Genomic DNA, 16,851 nt, shown 5'->3' on the forward strand with positions numbered 1-16,851 from the left:
CGTTTTTTGCTCAATCTATCGTGTTCGGGTTGCTCTCCACGACTCACGTGGACTGCCGCCATTGCTTACAAAGAAATTAACGGGGTTATCCACAGGTACAGTAGATAACTTTGCAATCAAAGCGCTAAATATAGTTCAGAGTGTACAATATCTAGTATGCATATGGCGTCATCCTCCTTCAGGTACTAAATTAGCCTCGAAGTCGCTTAGGCCAGTCGAGAAAGCAAAGCTGTGCATGCGTATTCGCGACCTCTGTCCAGTGCTCGACGGGATATTGCACCACCGCCACACCTGAGGTCGGCAAGTTATCCTTGGTCATCCCCACTCCATATAGATACTCGTTTAGTGCGGGGTTATGGCCAATAATCATCGCCACATCTTGTTCTAACTCGAGTGCTTGGATGGTATGAATGATTGCCGATGCATGCTCACTGTATAGCTTTTCTTCTAAAACGATGGGCGGCTTATCGGTCAGCGTTTGTGCCACGAGTACCGCGGTGTCTTTTGCGCGTTGCGCTGTACTGGTCACAATCGTTTGAGGCTGATGCAACCAAGCGTTCAAGCGCTCTGCCATTTGTGGCGCTTGTCGAAACCCTCTCGGGTTGAGCGGACGCTCGTGATCGTCGAGGCTCGGATCATCCCAACTCGATTTTGCATGGCGCATGAGAAATACCGTTTTCATCGTCCCTCCTCATTGTTCAATAAAAAAAGCGAGCCACGGCTCGCTTTTTGTTCTCACCAGTGCCTAGGCTGTTTAACTCGCCACAACTTGGCGCAAACGCTCCTGCACCACGTTGACCAGAAGGTCGGGCTGGAATTTAGAGATAAACTGATTACAGCCCACTTTCTCAACCATTGCCTCATTGAAGCTGCCGCTTAATGAGGTGTTCAGTGCAATGTATAAATCACTCATCCGGCTGTCAGAACGCACTTCGTGTGTCAGTTTATAACCGTCCATTTCCGGCATTTCCGCATCCGTGATCATCAGCAAAATTTCGTCACTCACGTTTTTGCCTTCATCGCACCAACTCTTGAGCAAATTCAGTGCTTCAGCACCATTTTTCTTGATGATGCACTCGACACCAAACTGCGACAAGGTTTCACTGACCTGGGCGCGCGCCGTGGATGAGTCATCGACAACCAGTACTCGCTGTCCGGTCATATAAGGGGTCAGTTGCGGGTCGAGGACATCTTCAGAAACACCCACTTCATACGCAACGATCTCAGCCAGCACTTTTTCCACATCCACAATTTCCACTAAACGCGTCTGCCCATCAAAGTCTTGGCGAGTAATGGCCGTTAAGTAATTATTACGCCCTGAGCTGGAAGGCGGCTCCATGATCTCATCCCAGCCCATGTTTTTAATATTGATCACCTGCCCAACGAGGAACGCTTGGATGGTGCGGTTATATTCAGTCACGATAACGTTACATTCATCCGACATGCCTATCGAGCCCATGCCGATAGACTGACGTAGGTCAATCACCGGAATAGATTTACCGCGAATCATGGCAACGCCTCGGATGTTCGGATGGGAGCCAGGCATTTGGTTGAGCTTTGGCACTTTAATGACTTCACGTACTTTAAACACGTTGATGGCAAAAGGTTGGGTAGAGCCAAGGTAAAACATTAGAAGCTCGAGGCGGTTTTCACCCACCAATCGTGTCCGCGAATCTACCGAATCTAAAATATTGGTCATAGTTCACTCAACCGTCGTGTTACTGCTCATTCGCATTTATCCGGACACGTAAATCCTTGTTAACGTGCCTCAATGTTGGGCGCTTTTGTGTCGCGTTGCACTCTGACTCTCCAGTCCCGTGACAAAAAGCTTATATCTTTCTTATTTTAGGTAAGATACAGCCACAGGCAACCTCTTTGCATAAGGTGACGCCTAAATGACTGGCTCACTTAGCCTATATCTTCCGCTATGTTAACAAAATGCGTGTCCCAAAAGCGTGGTATACACCACGTTTAAATGAGACTATCAATAAGTTTCAAATATGAGACAATAGCAGGCAAAAGTTTTATCTTTTCGCCCGTTAGCCCTATCCTTGGGTTAAGAATAGGTGATCAAAGACAACACTGTTACCATACTCAAAAGACTGACGATAACACGCAGAGTGATGCTATGAAGAGCAAAGCGAATCAAGCACAAGGCATGTTGATGTTCCGCCTCACCGCCACCCAATCTTTCGCGATTGGGACGCTGAAGGTGAGAGAAATCATCCCCTTTCAGCCGCTCACGGATTTGCCGGGATCTCACCCAACGGTGATCGGAACCACTAGCTTCCGTGGCATCGCCACCCCTGTCATTGATATGGCAAAAGCGATTGGCTACAAACCCGTTGCCAAGTCAGAATGGGAGTCTTGCTATATTATCGTGACTGATTGTCAGCGTCGCGTCATGGGCTTTTTGGTGCGTGGGATCGACAAGATCAGCGAGTGCGATTGGCGTTCTATTTCAGAGCCACCGGAAACCTTAGGAACACGCGCGTTTCTTACTGGGGTGATGAACATCGACGATAAGTTGGTGCAACTGCTTGATGTTGAATACATTATGGAGCACATTTTCCCATCAGATCCCGATAAGTTACATCCCATCCTGGCTGACGTGGATCGTGAGAAACTCAAGCCTATGAATATCCTCTTGGTCGATGATTCACTGACGGCGAGACGGCAATTATCAGAGGCGCTAGACAGCATAAACATCCCCTATTTTGTCACCAACAACGGCCTAGAAGCGCTGCAAATGATGAAAAATGCCGCCTCAGCCGGCAAGCCATTTGATATTATTGTCAGCGATATCGAAATGCCTGGGATTGATGGCTATGAACTCGCCTTTGAGATCCGCAGCGACGATAAACTCGCCGAGGCGTATCTTATCCTCCATACCTCATTATCGAGTGATATTAGTGTTGACCGAGCGAAACAAGTCGGGGCACACGAAGCACTAACGAAATTTGATGCCACTGAGCTAGTGCAAGCCATGTTGCGCGGCGCGATGATGAAAACATCCGGTTCATCGGTCAAGTTAGAAGGCAGTCCAACCGATTACTGAGCGTGTTTACCACGTTATGGGTGAGCCTTGATATGTGTCATGACACTGTCAATGCTCACCTGTTATCGTTGCCACCATCAATAAGCGAAGAAGGTAGGGTGACGGTTTAGCCAGCTAAATGGGGTTGTTGATAAACTGGCCTCACAATGTCTCTCCTTCACCCTCCTGTTTCATTCAAGTGTTTAAAAACTCCTCACTTCAAGCGCGAAAAGACTGGGTTTGCTGCGGCGCTTGTGGTTTAATTTTTTCATACTTAAAAAGATAGAAGGCGACTACTATGACCAGCGTATACGAGATCGTTAAGCACTCACGACAAAAGAACAAACTGAAGCGCGAAATCCAGGACAACGACAAAAAAATCCGCGATAACCAAAAGCGGGTGGTGCTATTAGAGAACTTGCTCGATTACATCCAGCCCGAGATGTCGTATGAAGAGATCGTGGAGATCATCAAAAACATGAAAGGCGATTATGAAGATCGCGTTGATGACCACATCATCAAAAATGCGGAAATTTCTAAGCAGCGCCGTGAAATAAGCCGCACTATCAAAGAGTTAACCAAGCAAAGTAAAAGCGGCAAATAAGCCCCCATTAATGAGAGACCAAAAGGCCTACCGTGACGTAGGCCTTTTTTGATGGATTGATTTATTGCTTTCAGGTGTTCCCCCTTTACTGTCATTCCCTACCGCTTTGACTTGTATCATACGATTTATCGACGTACTGACGTCACTCGAAGCAGGCTTTTTACTCTCCGTATTTGTATGCTCTTTATGCCTTATTTTTCAAACGGCTAGATTACATGCATCAATCCAACTATCTATGTATTGACAATCAGGTCACATATCAATAATCATAATGATATCCATTATCATTTGATATTGGAAAAAAGGTAGTAACGAAGATGTACTGCAGGGACGCAGCCTCACCATGCCCTGCAGGGTTGTGACGTATAAGGATAATTATGAACACCATAAAAGCAGTCAGCTTTTCGCTCTCGCCGCTGGCGTTAGTGATCAGTGCCCATCTCGCCCATGCCGCCCCTTCTACGGCCAATACTGAAACCATCATTGTCACCGGCAGTAAAATTCAAACCACGATCGCCGATTCAGCCAGCACCAACTGGGTGATCAGCAATGAAGAATTAACCCGTGAAATTCAAGGCGGTGAGTCATTAAAAGGCGCGCTCGGAAAGCTGATCCCAAGCTTTGACTTTGGTAGTACTAACGCACGTACCAATGCCTCACAGAATTTACGTGGCCGCAGCGCACAAATCATGATTGATGGCGTGGCATTGAATGCTGCTCGCACCATCAGCCGCCAACTGGATAGTATCGACCCCTTTAATGTTGCTCGTGTTGAGGTACTGTCAGGCGCGACCTCCATTTATGGTGCAGGGGCAACCGGCGGTATTATCAATATCATCACCAAACGCGGTGAAGCAGGCGATGCACAACTCAAGGCGCACACTGGCTTTACCACCGGATTTAACAACAGCGACGACCTCATCAAAAAAGCCGCGGTCGCGGTATCTGGCGGTAGTGAAAGGTTGCAAGGACGCTTATCCGTAGCCTATGAAGGCAAAGGCGCGGCCTACGACGGCAATGGCGACCCCATCCTGCCCGATGTCACCCAAACCGATACCCAATTCAATGACCGCATTGATGTGATGGGTAGCTTAGATTACCGCCCTGATGACGAACAGCACCTTTCCCTGACTGCACAATACTATGACAGTCAGCAAGATACGGATTATGGGATTGATTATGGGCCTATATTTGCAGGTCTTAAAGATGACTCATTGATTAAACGCTCCGATGGACTGGAATTGGATGAACAACCTTTCACTGAGCGTATGATGCTAAACGCTCAGTTTAGTCATGCTAACGTCTTTAACCATTCCTTACTGGCCCAAGCTTATTATCGCAAAGAAACCTTTGGGTTCTTCCCATTTCCTATTCGTGATCTGGGCATGAAATATCTTGGTGCATCAGAGCAAAGCAACCAAGTCCTCGGCGCGAAAGTCTTGTTGGAGAAAGAATTCGATAATCTGACACTCAACTACGGAACAGACTTTAGCCAAGAGAAATTCGATGCATTCCAGCGTATCTACGATCAAGGAACGAGTCTGACCAGCAATGGACTAGAATTTAAGCACCTAGGGGATGTAGGTCGTTATCCTGATTTTACGACCAATAATGCAGGCGTATTTGCCCAAGCAGATTGGGCTGTTAACGATAAGCTGAATGCTTTTGCCGGATTGCGCTACCAGTACACAAAATATAAAGGCGATGACTTTATCGGCTTTGCGGAGCAAGCGAGAATACTCGTTGGAAAACTAAACAGCGCGGATACCATCCCTGGTGGTACGACGGATAAAGATATTTGGCTCGCGAATGCGGGACTCAAGTATGACCTGACCGACAACCAACAAGTTTGGGCCAACTTTAGTCAAGGCTTTAATATGCCGGACCCGGGCAAATTCTACGGTAAAGGCCAATATTCAGGCGGCAACCTCACCAATAGCGTGAATGTTCAAAACACGGAACTGGATGGCGTAAAAACCAATTCCTTTGAGCTAGGCTGGCGCACTCAGCAACAAGACTACAACGCGCAAGTCGCCGCTTACTACTCTATGTCGGATAAGTCTTACAAATACAACAGCAACTTGGATGTTACGTTAGATAGTGACAAACAGCGTATTTATGGCCTCGAAGGACAAATCAAATACTACCTCACTGACACTTGGTATAGCCGTGCACAGGGCCACTTAGTGCAAAGCGAAATCAAAAATAATGGGCAATGGGATGAGCTAAGCATCTACAATGCGAGCCCTTCTACTGCAATGGCGGCTGTTGGCTATGATAATTTCGATTGGGGTACAGAGCTCAACCTGCAACACGTTGGCGATCTGTCTGATCAAGACAATGATCGCATCGAAGGTTACGAGCTAGTTGGGCTAAACGGTTACTACACCTTGCCGGTCGGCCAACTTAACTTCGGCATCCAAAACCTGTTCGATAAAGACTATCAGACTATTTGGAGCCAAAAAGCGCAAAAAGTCTATAGTGCCTACGGACTTGGCAACCTCTTCAACTACGCCGGTGTGGGCCGTACCTTTAGCTTGAGCTACAGCGCCACGTTTTAATTGTATTACTTCGCGCCCAGCCCTCGCTGGGCGCCTGGACGTTGCAGCTTCCCGGTTTTCCAATCAATACCCTCACCCGCTGACACCCAGCCGTCTGTCATTAAGGGCAAACAGCTCGCGTGGATATCGCTACCGTTTTATCCTAAATAAGAAAAGCGCGTGGTGTGATTACAATGTTATTTCATTGGCTTAATCACGCCTCATTGCGTGGCAAGGGATGAAGTCAGTAACTACACTGTCTGGTAGTTCATCCATCACATTGCGAGAAAGAATGAATGAAAGCCATTTTGCTGTCTTTTTTACTCAGCATTACCCTCGTTAGCCACGCTCACGCCAGAAACATTACCTTTGGTATCGTGCCACAACAATCTGCGATTACATTGGCTAACAACTGGGGCCCGATTTTAGAATACGTCTCTCAACAATCGGGGTACAACCTTGTCTTTCGTACTGCCAAAGACATTCCCGAATTCGAAAAACGCGTGCTCACCGGTGAATATGATGTCGCTTACATGAATCCTTACCACTATACGGTTTTCCACCAAAAGCCAGGCTATCAAGCGTTTGCGAAGCAAAAAGATAAGCGGATTCACGGTATTTTAGTCGTCAAAAAAGACGCATCCATTTCCTCACTTGAAGCGCTCGATGGCAAGCGCTTAGCGTTTCCTTCACCGGCCGCGTTTGCCGCCAGTGTGGTGCCTCGAGCCGCGCTCAACAATCAAGGCATAAACATTACACCGCAATATGTCTCGTCTCATGACTCCGTTTACTTAAACGTTGCGCGAGATTTCTTTATTGCTGGTGGTGGCATTGAACGTACGTTCAACAATACCGATCCCGAGGTTAGCAAGCAGTTGCGAGTATTATGGAAAACCCCTGGCTACACACCTCATGCGTTCGCGTTTCATCCTGACCTTGACCCTCAAGTCGCCGATGCGATTAAAGCGGCCTTTCTCTCCCTCAATCACAGTGAAAAGGGCCAAACACTGCTGGGAAATATCAGTTTTAAAGGGATAGAGCCAGCGCAGAACGAGGATTGGGACGATGTAAGAGCGTTAAACATTACGCTGTTGCAACACTTATTGAGTGACTAGCCCATGTCCTTACGATTAAAGACCATCTTAGGTGTCGCCCTGATTGAGGCGATCCTGTTGGCGATTCTGCTGACATTGACCCTGAACTATTTGGAAACCACCAACTACCAAGGGCTCAACCAACGTGCCAGTTCAACAACCCAGTTATTCGCTTCCACGGTAAAAAATGCGGTGTTATCGTTCGATCTCGCCACCGTCGATTCTTTTACTCAAGAGCTACTCCATAACAGCGATATTATGTATGTCGCGGTTGTAGGCGGTAACGGAAGCGTCCTATCATCAGCTGGGGACCTTCCTGATTCTTTCAATACAAACATTCTTGAGATGAATGCACAGTCCGTCACGGATGGACTATATGATGTACGCGCGACCATTTCCGAGTCGAACATTGAGTTTGGTTCGGTCTGGATTGGCTTTGACCTAACAGGTCTATTAAGCCAGATCCAAGATGCCAAAAACTGGAGCATGCTCATTGTGCTAGGCGAGATGCTGTTAGTGGCCTTATTCTCCTATCTATTAGGGAGCTATCTCACCCAGCGCTTATCAGAGCTTAAAAACGCCGCCGATACTATCGCCAGTGGCGAGCGAAACGTGCACATTTCAACTCACGGGAAGGATGAACTGGCCAGTGTGGCTACCGCGTTTACCAATATGATTCAAGCATTGCGTGATTCCGAAAACAAAACCGAGACCTACCAAAAGCGGTTAGAGGAAGCGAATCAATCGCTGGAAACCAAGGTGGCGCGACGTACCGCTGATCTGGTGCGGTCGAATGAACAGCTACGCGAGATAAACCATCAACTCAAGCAAACGCAGGAGAAGCTGGTCGAAAGCGAGAAAATGGCCTCGATTGGGACCATGGCGGCAGGCGTTGCTCATGAGATCAATAACCCCATCGGCGTGGTGAAAAGTAACCTTCAAATGTGTCAAGAGTATCTCGAGACTTACCAAAAGTGGACAGATATTGCCGAGCGAGTGGTTCACCAATCAGAGCCTATTGAGACCCTCACTCGCTGGAAACAACGCCACTTCGTGGATGACATCTACGATGATTTCAGTGATAGCCTTGCCGATGCTAACGACTGTGTGCAACGTGTCATCAATATTGTTTCCGCCTTACAGCAGTACTCCAGTTATAATCAACAAACACGCCAACACTTTCAAAGCGTTGAAATCTTTGCGGTGATTGATGAGGCGCTGAATGCCCTGTCTCCACCCAAGAATATCAACATATCTATTGCTGCCAGTCTCTATCAACTTCCTCCGGTGATGGGCCGCCATGACGAACTGGTCATGCTGTTTAAAGAAGTGCTCAAAAATGCACTTCAAGCTTGTGAACGCGGTCATGCAAAGATGACACATCATATTGACGTAGACGGTATGGAGAATGACGATTTGTGCACCATCACGGTGAAAGACTCAGGACCGGGGCTACCTCAAGATGACAGCCATCGAGTTTACGATCCCTTCTTCACCACCTTACCCGTTGGGCAAGGCATGGGGCTCGGGTTGACCTATGCCTATGATATTGTTCGCCATCATCAAGGGACGATACAGCTTACTTCAACCACGGAAGGCACCACAGCGACCATCGCACTCTTGCGTCAGGTCACTCGTGCAGCGGCGAATAATGCTTAATCGCTGTCGCTAAGCTTGAGAGGGCATGTTGTTGTGTTTAAAAGTCGCTAAAAACTCAAGGAGATGATCACGGCTAAGCGGCGCACCAATGCCATAGCCCTGTACACGCGTGCATCCTTTTTCTCTCAAAAAATCAATTTGGTTTTGATTTTCGACCCACTCAGCGACCACCTCTACATTCATTAACGCCGCACTCTGGCTAATCGATGACAAGATCACTTCGTCCATTTCACTCTGGCCGATATTACGAACAAAGCGACCATCAATTTTTATCACGTCAAAAGGTAAATCACACATGGATTCAAAGCCAGCGAAGCCGGTACCAAAATCATCCAGCGCACAGGAAATACCGAGTGATTTCAAACGATCCATTTGTTGGTGGGCATGCGTAAAGTTATGAATCCTGTCGGTTTCGACCAGTTCAACCTCCAGTTGCGGGACATCATCTGGATAGTCAGGTAAAAGGCGCTGAATCACGCCTACCACAAACCCCGTCTCCAATTGGCGAGCGGTCACATTGACACTGATTGTCTTGAGGGGGTCTGCCTGGCGTAATAAACGAATCGCTTCCAGTGCTTGTTCAAACATCGCGGTGGTTAACACGTCTTCGAGCTTGTATTGACTTAGCAAAGGCAAAAACGCCGCAGGACTTTGATAACCACCCGATTCGAGTCGACGCCTCACCAGTGCTTCAAAGCCATCAATTTCGCCAGTTACAATATTCAATTGTGGCTGAAAGAATGCCTCGAAGTGTTTGGCTTCAATATCGCGAATCAAAGTACGCAACGTTGCGTCGTCTTGATGCTCATCAGGACAAGGAAGCCAATAGTGCGCATCATAAAGCGGTATTTTTTTCGCTTTACGCGCCTGAATCGTCTCGAAGGATATCTCCTGCCAAGAGCGAAGCGCGCTGACCATCAATTGTGTAGGCAGTGCTTTCTCCTCACCGGCACGGTTCAAGCTCTCAATCAACGCATTTAACAAACAATGACCTGTCGATGAGTACGCCAACAACCCCACAAACTTATCTGCGATGCGATACCAGTGAAATTCCGTTATTTGATGAAGATGTTCACTGACACGCTGTAACTGATGATTCCCCGCCATCACCGACTGGGTTTCATTGATCGTGCTGGTTCCTTGACTATCAATAACCACCACCAACCACGGCGTTTTAACATCCACCGCCATAGCTTGAATGCGCTGATTAAGGGCGTCTTGCGAAAAGCATCTCGTCAGCGTATCGTGCGGTAAAGACGCTTGTTTATTGCTCAAGATCGTTTTAACCGTATTGCACAACACCTCACGATCCCAAGGTTTGCTAACGTATTGGCTCAGTGCTCCGGCATTGATGGCCCGGGAAACACCCGGCAGATCCGCTTGTCCGGATAACATGATGGTGGCAATGTCAGGATAACGTTGATGAATGTTAATCAGTAATTCCGCACCGTCCATGTGCGGCATCCGATAATCGGAAATCACGAGACCAATGTGATGTTCAGATAAAATAGCAAGCGCCTGCTGGCCCGACTCTGCGGTATGAATATGCGCCACAAAACGACGCAGTTCTCGCTTTAGCGCACGTAGGATATGCGGCTCATCGTCAACCAATAGAATTTCCGTGTACGCCATCATGGGCTGCGCCCTCCTTTCATCACCTCATGGACTGGCGAAGAAATACGCTCAGCCTGATTTCCCGAGCAGGGCAACACAATCGTAAACGTCGTCCCTTTTCCTTGCTCACTGGTTACTGTGATTTGGCCACCGTGAGCGACAATAATATCGCGCGAGACGGACAAGCCAAGCCCCGTCCCCTGCCCGACCGGTTTGGTGGTATAAAATGGCTCGAAAATCGTCGCCAGCGCCTCTTCTGGGATCCCTTGGCCGTTATCTTTGATTTCAATAATCAGATGCTCGTCATCGAGGGGGGCGACAGAAATCTTTATGTTTCCCTCGCCCTCAATCGCGTGTGCGGCATTAATGAGTAGATTGAGAAAAACTTGATTCAACTGCATGGGCTGACAAAGGATATCAGGTGTCTGAGGCGCGTAGTTTCTCTCTATTTCAATCGCATACTTAATCTCGTTATGGATGATTTTCAGTGTCGAGTCGATACCACGGCGTATATCGGTGGTCGCCCACTCACCATTGTCAACGTGTGAAAATTCTTTGAGATCTTTGACAATCGTCATCACTCGCGTGATCCCTTCTAACGACTCTTCAATCAGATCGCTGGCATCTTCGAGTAAATAACTCAATTGAATATCGTCTTTTAGCGCCTGCCGATCTGCCAGTAAGGCCCTATTGTCGGTGCTCTCTATCTTTTCGTCCAAGCAACGGACATAGGCGGTAAATTTATCTAGATAGTCGTATAGCGTGCGAATGTTGGAGGAGATAAAAGCGATAGGGTTATTAATTTCATGGGCAATGCCCGCCGATATTTGCCCAATCGACGCCATTTTCTCTGACTGAAGCAGTTGACGCTGTAACTGCTTGAGTTCTGAAACGACCTCTTGATACGCCTCAGTGCTTCGTTTGAGTCGCTCAGTATCTGGGATAGAGGGAAGAGCATCTCGCGTAGGGGCCGCCAACGCTGTCGGGCGATAAAAACAAATGGCAACCTGTGTCACCTCGCCATGCGCTGACAGAATGGGAAGAAATTCGACGTCTTGCCATAGGTATGCCGCATCAACATCCCCGGATATATCTACGATGACAGCGCCGGATGACTGCAATGGCGCTTGCGTCGAGAAAACCGTGTCGATGTTTTGTTGTAAAAATTGATGATCAGCAGGAAAATGCGCTAACAGCGCGTCTCCAACGAGTGTGTCGTTTGCTGCGTTGAGGCTGCGAAGAAAGCAGGTATTGGCGTCAACGATACGATAGTCGCGATCGATAAGACATACCGCGATAGAGAGTCCATTTAAAATCGCGGGTGAAATCTTGTTATCCTCCACGTTCCCCTTCCATATTTATGTCACATGCACAGCAAACAACAGCGTCATAGATTGTTATCCGGCACATTCAAATCGTCTCCTTATACGACTGAGTAAAAAAAGCGCCGATATTGGCCGACCAGGACTGTAAAAGCTTGGCTTTGTCAATATCGTTCGCATGAATCCACTGCCGGCAGTATTGCAATAGCGCTCCATCCTTGGTTCGCTCACTTTCAGGGGATAACGGGATGGCGCCGCTTGCCAATACAATCTCTGCAAGCTCAAAATCATAGCCCCACAAAATAATGATATAACTCGAGACGACAAGCGCAGTATCAAAACGGGCAGGTAAATCGCAAATGGGATTGTTGCCACTTTCACGACAGCCAAGCTCTCGCGCCATCAGTTCCCCTAACGAGGATAACACTGATGCGAGATACAAACGCTCTGCATGCGCTTTGTCATACCCGAGGAATAGCCCCAGCGACTTACTCACATTGGCCAGTTCAATATGCTCATCCACTACCGCATAGTGCTCTTTGGTGGACAAGTGCTTAAAGGCATTATGTCCCACCATAGTGGCAGCAATTGACTCGACCGATTGAATGCCCAGTCGATTAATCGCCGTTTCTATTGACCAAGTCCGGTTTCGAAAGCCCAAATAAGCAGAATTAGCAAGCTGTAAAAGTCGGGCAACGAGGGGAGGCTCTTCACTGACCACTCGCGCAATTTGTTCCATGTCTGAATGGGGATCATTAATCGTGGCACGTAAACGGCGCACGCAGTCAGGCAAGACGGGGAAGTCCTCAATACCAACTAACCGGTTACGCGTTTCAGCATCAATCGGCAACTTATAGAGGCGCTCAACACTATTAAGCACATTATCAAAGTCATCTTCAGAGAAGGGTTTGGGTAGGACGAAGTGCACACTAGGCGTCGCGAGTTCGGTAATTTTTTGGCGCGTATCCCCGGTTATCAGGGCACGTATCGTGCCAGGAAAGCGCGCTCGAACCTGCTCCAATAACGCATCCCCCTTGAGCTTGGGCATCAGTAGATCACTGATCACCAAAGAGGGGGACTGATCGTCTAATAGGCCTTTCTCCCACTGGGTAGGATGCTTGATCAAACTGATAGCCCAACTCGGTTTCAAGCGGCGAATCACCCGACCAATCGCCTTTAATGTGAGCGCGTCATCGTCAACGTAGATGACATGGAAACGCGGCCTATTCATGCTTCCCTCGTATTCTCATCGTTGTCCTCAAACGACCTAGCGCTATCGTTAGGCAGTCAGTGAGAGAGTAATCAACGCTGCGGCTTGTCTCAGTGGAACGTTATCCAAGTGAGGTGCCCAGCCATCCTTTCTGTAAGCGTAGTCCAAAAATCCAGACTGTCTTGGCATACGGGAAGAAATAAGCGGTGTCTGGGTGACGTTAATGGAGAGAGGGAGGAAAGCGGGCTCAACATGGTTGAGCCCTGTATCAGTGCACGCTATCAAGCGCCGAAATTACTCAAATTCAAACTGTACCATGACCGGGTAGTGGTCAGAGAGCTCATTGTAGTAACCATCATGATAGGTTTGTCCAGCCGCTTGCGGCCACTCGCCTTCAAGGTAGTCCCAATACCAATCATTGTTAGCCGTTAATTGCACCACCTTCATCTCAGGTTGATTGGCAGGCACTGCATGGTCACGACTCCACAAAATATAATCTAACGTGGTGTTGTAGTTAAGGTCATATTCAAAGTGATACGCGTTCGCTTTCGTGAACCAATTATGCTTGGCGGAAAAAGACGTTACCTCAGGCTCGGTGAAGCGCAATGCGCCATTTAATACCACTTTCATGTCGTTGATCTCATCTTGGCGACTCCACTCTACGTTCATGTCACCACCAATAATCACAGGCTCGTCAGCAGGGATCGCTGCTTTGTCGATAAAGTCTTTGATTTCGCTAAGCTGACCAAGACGCACTTGGTGCTCCTCATCAGACATACCATCGTGCGTTGCCTGTAAATGCGTGCCAATTAAATGAAAGGCTTCACCTTCTTTATTGATCTCGACGTATGCAAAGCCTTTGTTAGCTTGATAGTCCCAGCTACCTTTCAAACTTTGATGATAAACGTGCGCTTTTTGAGTCAAAATGGGGTACTTGGAGAGGATAGTCACGCCGCCACGAACGACAAATAAAGAATTGGAGCAATCCCCAGTCAGCGCATCCCAACCGTCCCCACTGCAGTCTTGTCCAACATTCGGTGTTTGATAGGGATATAAGCTAGCAAGCTGGCTCATCGCTTGCTCGGCTTCAGCGTTAAAGGCCTCACTGATCAAAATCACATCAGGCTGCGTGTCCATATCGGCAATCGCTTGCGGCAGACGGGCTGCACGCTCAGCTTGATCCCAGTCTTGTAGGTTACTGAGTTGCATAATGTTATATGCCATGACGTTAAGCTGACCCGCATGCGCACTGAGGCTGAGCAGTAACGCGGCTGCCGTTGAGAGCAGTTTATTAATTTTCATGTTTCCTCTTTTCGTTTTGCTTTCTAATTGTTATCGGTGCTTCGCCCACCAAAAGATTAGAAGCCTAACGAAAATGACTTAATCCGCCCCAGGATTTGTTTACTTTTTCTGATATTTTTGTAACTAAGCTCACGTTCCTTGTATTACGTCATTAATGGGTCAGTAGATAAGTCTGCGAGGTAAAGGTATGTTTTCTCAGCATGGTCGCCAGTTCATGCTGCCTGACAGGTTTGGCAATATAATCATCCATACCCGCTGCTAAACATGCTTCCTTGTCTTCCGTTGTCGCATTCGCGGTCAGTGCAATAATCGGGATTCGATTAAAGCGCGATTCTTGTGCCCGAATGTGTTCAGCGGCTTGGTAACCATCCATCACAGGCATCTGACAATCCATGAAAATCGCGTCAAAGGGTTGGCTTTTCCACAATGCCAACGCTTGCTCACCATCGGCAGCCGAACGGACATGTATCCCTAACTGGCTCAACATCGCCTCAGTCACTCGTTGATTGACCTTAGAATCTTCTACGACCAAAACATGTAACCCGGCCAGCGATGTACCTTTTCCGGTAGATCGCACGACTCCTAAGGTTGGTTGGCGCTGTTGTAAGATACGCACCAAGTGTGCTTTTAAGTCATTAAATTGGTAGGGACGCCCCAGATACCCCTCTATGCCTGAGCGTTCAATCCGCGGCTTGTCCAATGCATCGGGCGCAGCCGTTAACATCATGATCGCAGGGCTTTTATCTCCAAACGAGTCAATAATCTGTTCAGCCAAGCGAAAGCCGTCCATTTTGGGCATCACTTTATCGAGTAGAACCACTTTAAACGGGTATTGGCTGTCAAGGCGTTCGCGGATTAAAGGAATGACATCATCCGGGTGCATGCAACAGGTGACTTGACACCCAAGGTTACTTAATTGCGCGGTAGTAATGCGCATATTGAGGCGGCTATCATCCACCAATAGCATGGGTGCACCGGCAAAAAGATAAGCCTCGACGGGCGTAGCGAGTGGTATATCTGCACATTCAAACCGTGCCGTAAACGTAAATGAGCTGCCTACCCCGACTTGACTGCTCAGGGTGATTCGCCCTCCCATTAAGTTGACAATTTGCTGGGAGATGGCCAGCCCTAGCCCAGTCCCACGCGCGGTTGCCGTTAATGAATCGCCTTGCTCGAATTTACCGAATATACGGCTTTGTTCTTCAACCGGAATACCAGGCCCGGTATCAGTCACTTCAAAACGCAACACACTGGCCGTATCCTCGTCACTCACCTGCCTGATAGAGACAACCACTTCCCCACGCTCAGTAAACTTGATCGCATTACCCACTAAATTAATCATCACTTGGCGTAATCGCGGTGCATCACCTATCAACAAAGGGGAAATATCAGCATCTATCTCGCAGCGAAAGGCGAGCTGCTTTTCCTTTGCACGCAGAATGAACAGGTTCTCAAGATCTTTTCCCAACTCAAATATATTGAGCTCTAATGGTTCTAACTCTAACTTACCTGCTTCGATTTTAGAGAAGTCGAGGATGTCGTTTATGATATCTAATAACGACATCGACGATGTTTCCAACATCTCGACAAATTCTTGTTGCTCGTCATTTAAACGAGTGCTCTTTAACAGTGAGGCCATCCCAATAATGCCGTTCATTGGGGTACGGATCTCATGGCTCATGTTGGCCAAAAACTCACTTTTCTTTTGGCTGGCCTTTTCAGCGTCGTGCTTCGCGTCCTCCAACTGCGCCAGTTGTTGCCCTAGTGCCGTGATCATGGCGTTATAACGCGTTTCAAAGCCTCGCCAATGATGGAATTGGGGGGGAACCTGAATTGGTGTCGGCATGCCATTATTCCACTGGTTGACCTGCTGGTGTAGCGCCAATAACGGCCTTTCTAAGTGGCGACGCACAATCCATATCGAGCTTAAGATCCCCAACCCTGAAACCGCCAACCATCCAAGAAAAACCCACTGGGCACTATCACCAAAGTAGGCATTTAACGCCGTGTAATTTGACGCCACCTCAAGTTGCCCAAGGGTATACTCGTTCCCCTCGTCTCTTGCAATTAACGGCCAACGCTTTTGCAACGATTGTGCAGCAGGCTCCACGCCACGCTCAATTAACGAGCCATCGGCATCATAAACATGGATATAGTCAATCTCAGGTTGGGCGATGAGCTGCTCTATTCGTTGCTCAAAAGCTTGCGTTTCCACACGCCATAGATGACCTGTAATCGCACTGAGATCTCTGTTACCCACATCTTGCAAGGCGCGGCCAACATCTGCTTTATTCGTTTGATAATCGCCCAGCAGGAGAAGCGCCGCAAATAACGCAGTCAGTACGGTCCAGCTTAAGGCTAGCTTGGTAATGATTCCCGCAGAAAGAGAGGGGCGAGTCAGGGGGCTGCCTACCTTCATAATCACCTTTTATTGAAAAAGCTTCTCTGCTAATCATAGAGTCTAATCTT

12 protein-coding genes are annotated in these 16,851 nt (G+C 48.0%); 5 read left to right on the plus strand and 7 right to left on the minus strand.

What is annotated here, in order from left to right; all coding sequences use genetic code 11:
- Nucleotides 1-190: 190 nt before the first annotated feature.
- Nucleotides 191-682: a SixA phosphatase family protein gene (locus tag N8M53_RS13950; protein ID WP_269580463.1), complete on the minus strand. Its 492-nt coding sequence runs from the start codon at nt 680-682 to the stop codon at nt 191-193.
- A 72-nt stretch (nt 683-754) separates the two neighbouring features.
- Nucleotides 755-1,699 (minus strand): chemotaxis protein CheV, encoded by a 945-nt coding sequence (locus N8M53_RS13955; RefSeq protein WP_046075655.1) that lies wholly within the window; start codon nt 1,697-1,699, stop codon nt 755-757.
- Between the two features lie 429 nt (nt 1,700-2,128).
- Here N8M53_RS13955 and N8M53_RS13960 point away from each other — a divergent pair, with 429 nt between their 5' ends.
- From N8M53_RS13960 to N8M53_RS13980, 5 genes are all read left to right on the plus strand, one after another.
- Complete coding sequence (locus N8M53_RS13960) at nt 2,129-3,058, plus strand: chemotaxis protein CheV (RefSeq protein ID WP_046075654.1); 930 nt, start codon at nt 2,129-2,131, stop codon at nt 3,056-3,058.
- A 277-nt stretch (nt 3,059-3,335) separates the two neighbouring features.
- Nucleotides 3,336-3,641 carry a DUF496 family protein gene (locus N8M53_RS13965; RefSeq protein ID WP_025744875.1) on the plus strand — a complete coding sequence of 102 codons (306 nt, stop codon included), beginning with the start codon at nt 3,336-3,338 and terminating at the stop codon, nt 3,639-3,641.
- A 377-nt stretch (nt 3,642-4,018) separates the two neighbouring features.
- Nucleotides 4,019-6,202, plus strand: coding sequence for a TonB-dependent receptor (locus N8M53_RS13970; RefSeq protein ID WP_269580464.1), 2,184 nt, complete (start codon nt 4,019-4,021; stop codon nt 6,200-6,202).
- Nucleotides 6,203-6,477: 275 nt separating this feature from the next.
- A complete protein-coding gene (locus N8M53_RS13975) occupies nt 6,478-7,296 on the plus strand; it encodes a phosphate/phosphite/phosphonate ABC transporter substrate-binding protein (protein WP_269580465.1) in 819 nt (272 codons plus the stop codon).
- Nucleotides 7,297-7,299: 3 nt separating this feature from the next.
- Entirely contained in the window at nt 7,300-8,934 is a 1,635-nt protein-coding gene (locus N8M53_RS13980; protein ID WP_269580466.1) for an ATP-binding protein, read from the plus strand.
- A gap of 9 nt (nt 8,935-8,943) precedes the next feature.
- Here the strand turns inward: N8M53_RS13980 and N8M53_RS13985 are convergent, their stop codons facing one another.
- The 5 genes from N8M53_RS13985 to N8M53_RS14005 form a co-directional block, all read right to left on the minus strand.
- Nucleotides 8,944-10,569: an EAL domain-containing protein gene (locus N8M53_RS13985; protein WP_269580467.1), complete on the minus strand. Its 1,626-nt coding sequence runs from the start codon at nt 10,567-10,569 to the stop codon at nt 8,944-8,946.
- Nucleotides 10,566-11,891 (minus strand): ATP-binding protein, encoded by a 1,326-nt coding sequence (locus tag N8M53_RS13990; protein WP_269580468.1) that lies wholly within the window; start codon nt 11,889-11,891, stop codon nt 10,566-10,568. The genes N8M53_RS13985 and N8M53_RS13990 overlap by 4 nt, the downstream gene beginning before the upstream one ends.
- A 67-nt stretch (nt 11,892-11,958) precedes the next feature.
- Nucleotides 11,959-13,101 carry an HDOD domain-containing protein gene (locus N8M53_RS13995; RefSeq protein WP_269580469.1) on the minus strand — a complete coding sequence of 381 codons (1,143 nt, stop codon included), beginning with the start codon at nt 13,099-13,101 and terminating at the stop codon, nt 11,959-11,961.
- 273 nt (nt 13,102-13,374) lie between these two features.
- Nucleotides 13,375-14,382, minus strand: a complete 1,008-nt coding sequence (locus N8M53_RS14000; RefSeq protein ID WP_269580470.1) for a sphingomyelin phosphodiesterase — start codon at nt 14,380-14,382, stop codon at nt 13,375-13,377.
- Nucleotides 14,383-14,533: 151 nt separating this feature from the next.
- Nucleotides 14,534-16,801, minus strand: coding sequence for a response regulator (locus N8M53_RS14005; protein WP_269580471.1), 2,268 nt, complete (start codon nt 16,799-16,801; stop codon nt 14,534-14,536).
- Between the last annotated feature and the right edge of the window lie 50 nt (nt 16,802-16,851).

The organism is Salinivibrio kushneri, assembly GCF_027286325.1.
GTDB lineage: Bacteria > Pseudomonadota > Gammaproteobacteria > Enterobacterales > Vibrionaceae > Salinivibrio > Salinivibrio kushneri_A.

What these genes read in the sequence shown, in the direction of transcription:
- N8M53_RS13950 (WP_269580463.1), bottom strand. Translation starts at nt 682, where the DNA reads ATGAAAACGGTATTTCTCATGCGCCATGCAAAATCGAGTTGGGATGAT.
- N8M53_RS13955 (WP_046075655.1), bottom strand. Translation starts at nt 1,699, where the DNA reads ATGACCAATATTTTAGATTCGGTAGATTCGCGGACACGATTGGTGGGT.
- N8M53_RS13960 (WP_046075654.1), top strand. Translation starts at nt 2,129, where the DNA reads ATGAAGAGCAAAGCGAATCAAGCACAAGGCATGTTGATGTTCCGCCTC.
- N8M53_RS13965 (WP_025744875.1), top strand. Translation starts at nt 3,336, where the DNA reads ATGACCAGCGTATACGAGATCGTTAAGCACTCACGACAAAAGAACAAA.
- N8M53_RS13970 (WP_269580464.1), top strand. Translation starts at nt 4,019, where the DNA reads ATGAACACCATAAAAGCAGTCAGCTTTTCGCTCTCGCCGCTGGCGTTA.
- N8M53_RS13975 (WP_269580465.1), top strand. Translation starts at nt 6,478, where the DNA reads ATGAAAGCCATTTTGCTGTCTTTTTTACTCAGCATTACCCTCGTTAGC.
- N8M53_RS13980 (WP_269580466.1), top strand. Translation starts at nt 7,300, where the DNA reads ATGTCCTTACGATTAAAGACCATCTTAGGTGTCGCCCTGATTGAGGCG.
- N8M53_RS13985 (WP_269580467.1), bottom strand. Translation starts at nt 10,569, where the DNA reads ATGATGGCGTACACGGAAATTCTATTGGTTGACGATGAGCCGCATATC.
- N8M53_RS13995 (WP_269580469.1), bottom strand. Translation starts at nt 13,101, where the DNA reads ATGAATAGGCCGCGTTTCCATGTCATCTACGTTGACGATGACGCGCTC.
- N8M53_RS14000 (WP_269580470.1), bottom strand. Translation starts at nt 14,382, where the DNA reads ATGAAAATTAATAAACTGCTCTCAACGGCAGCCGCGTTACTGCTCAGC.
- N8M53_RS14005 (WP_269580471.1), bottom strand. Translation starts at nt 16,801, where the DNA reads ATGAAGGTAGGCAGCCCCCTGACTCGCCCCTCTCTTTCTGCGGGAATC.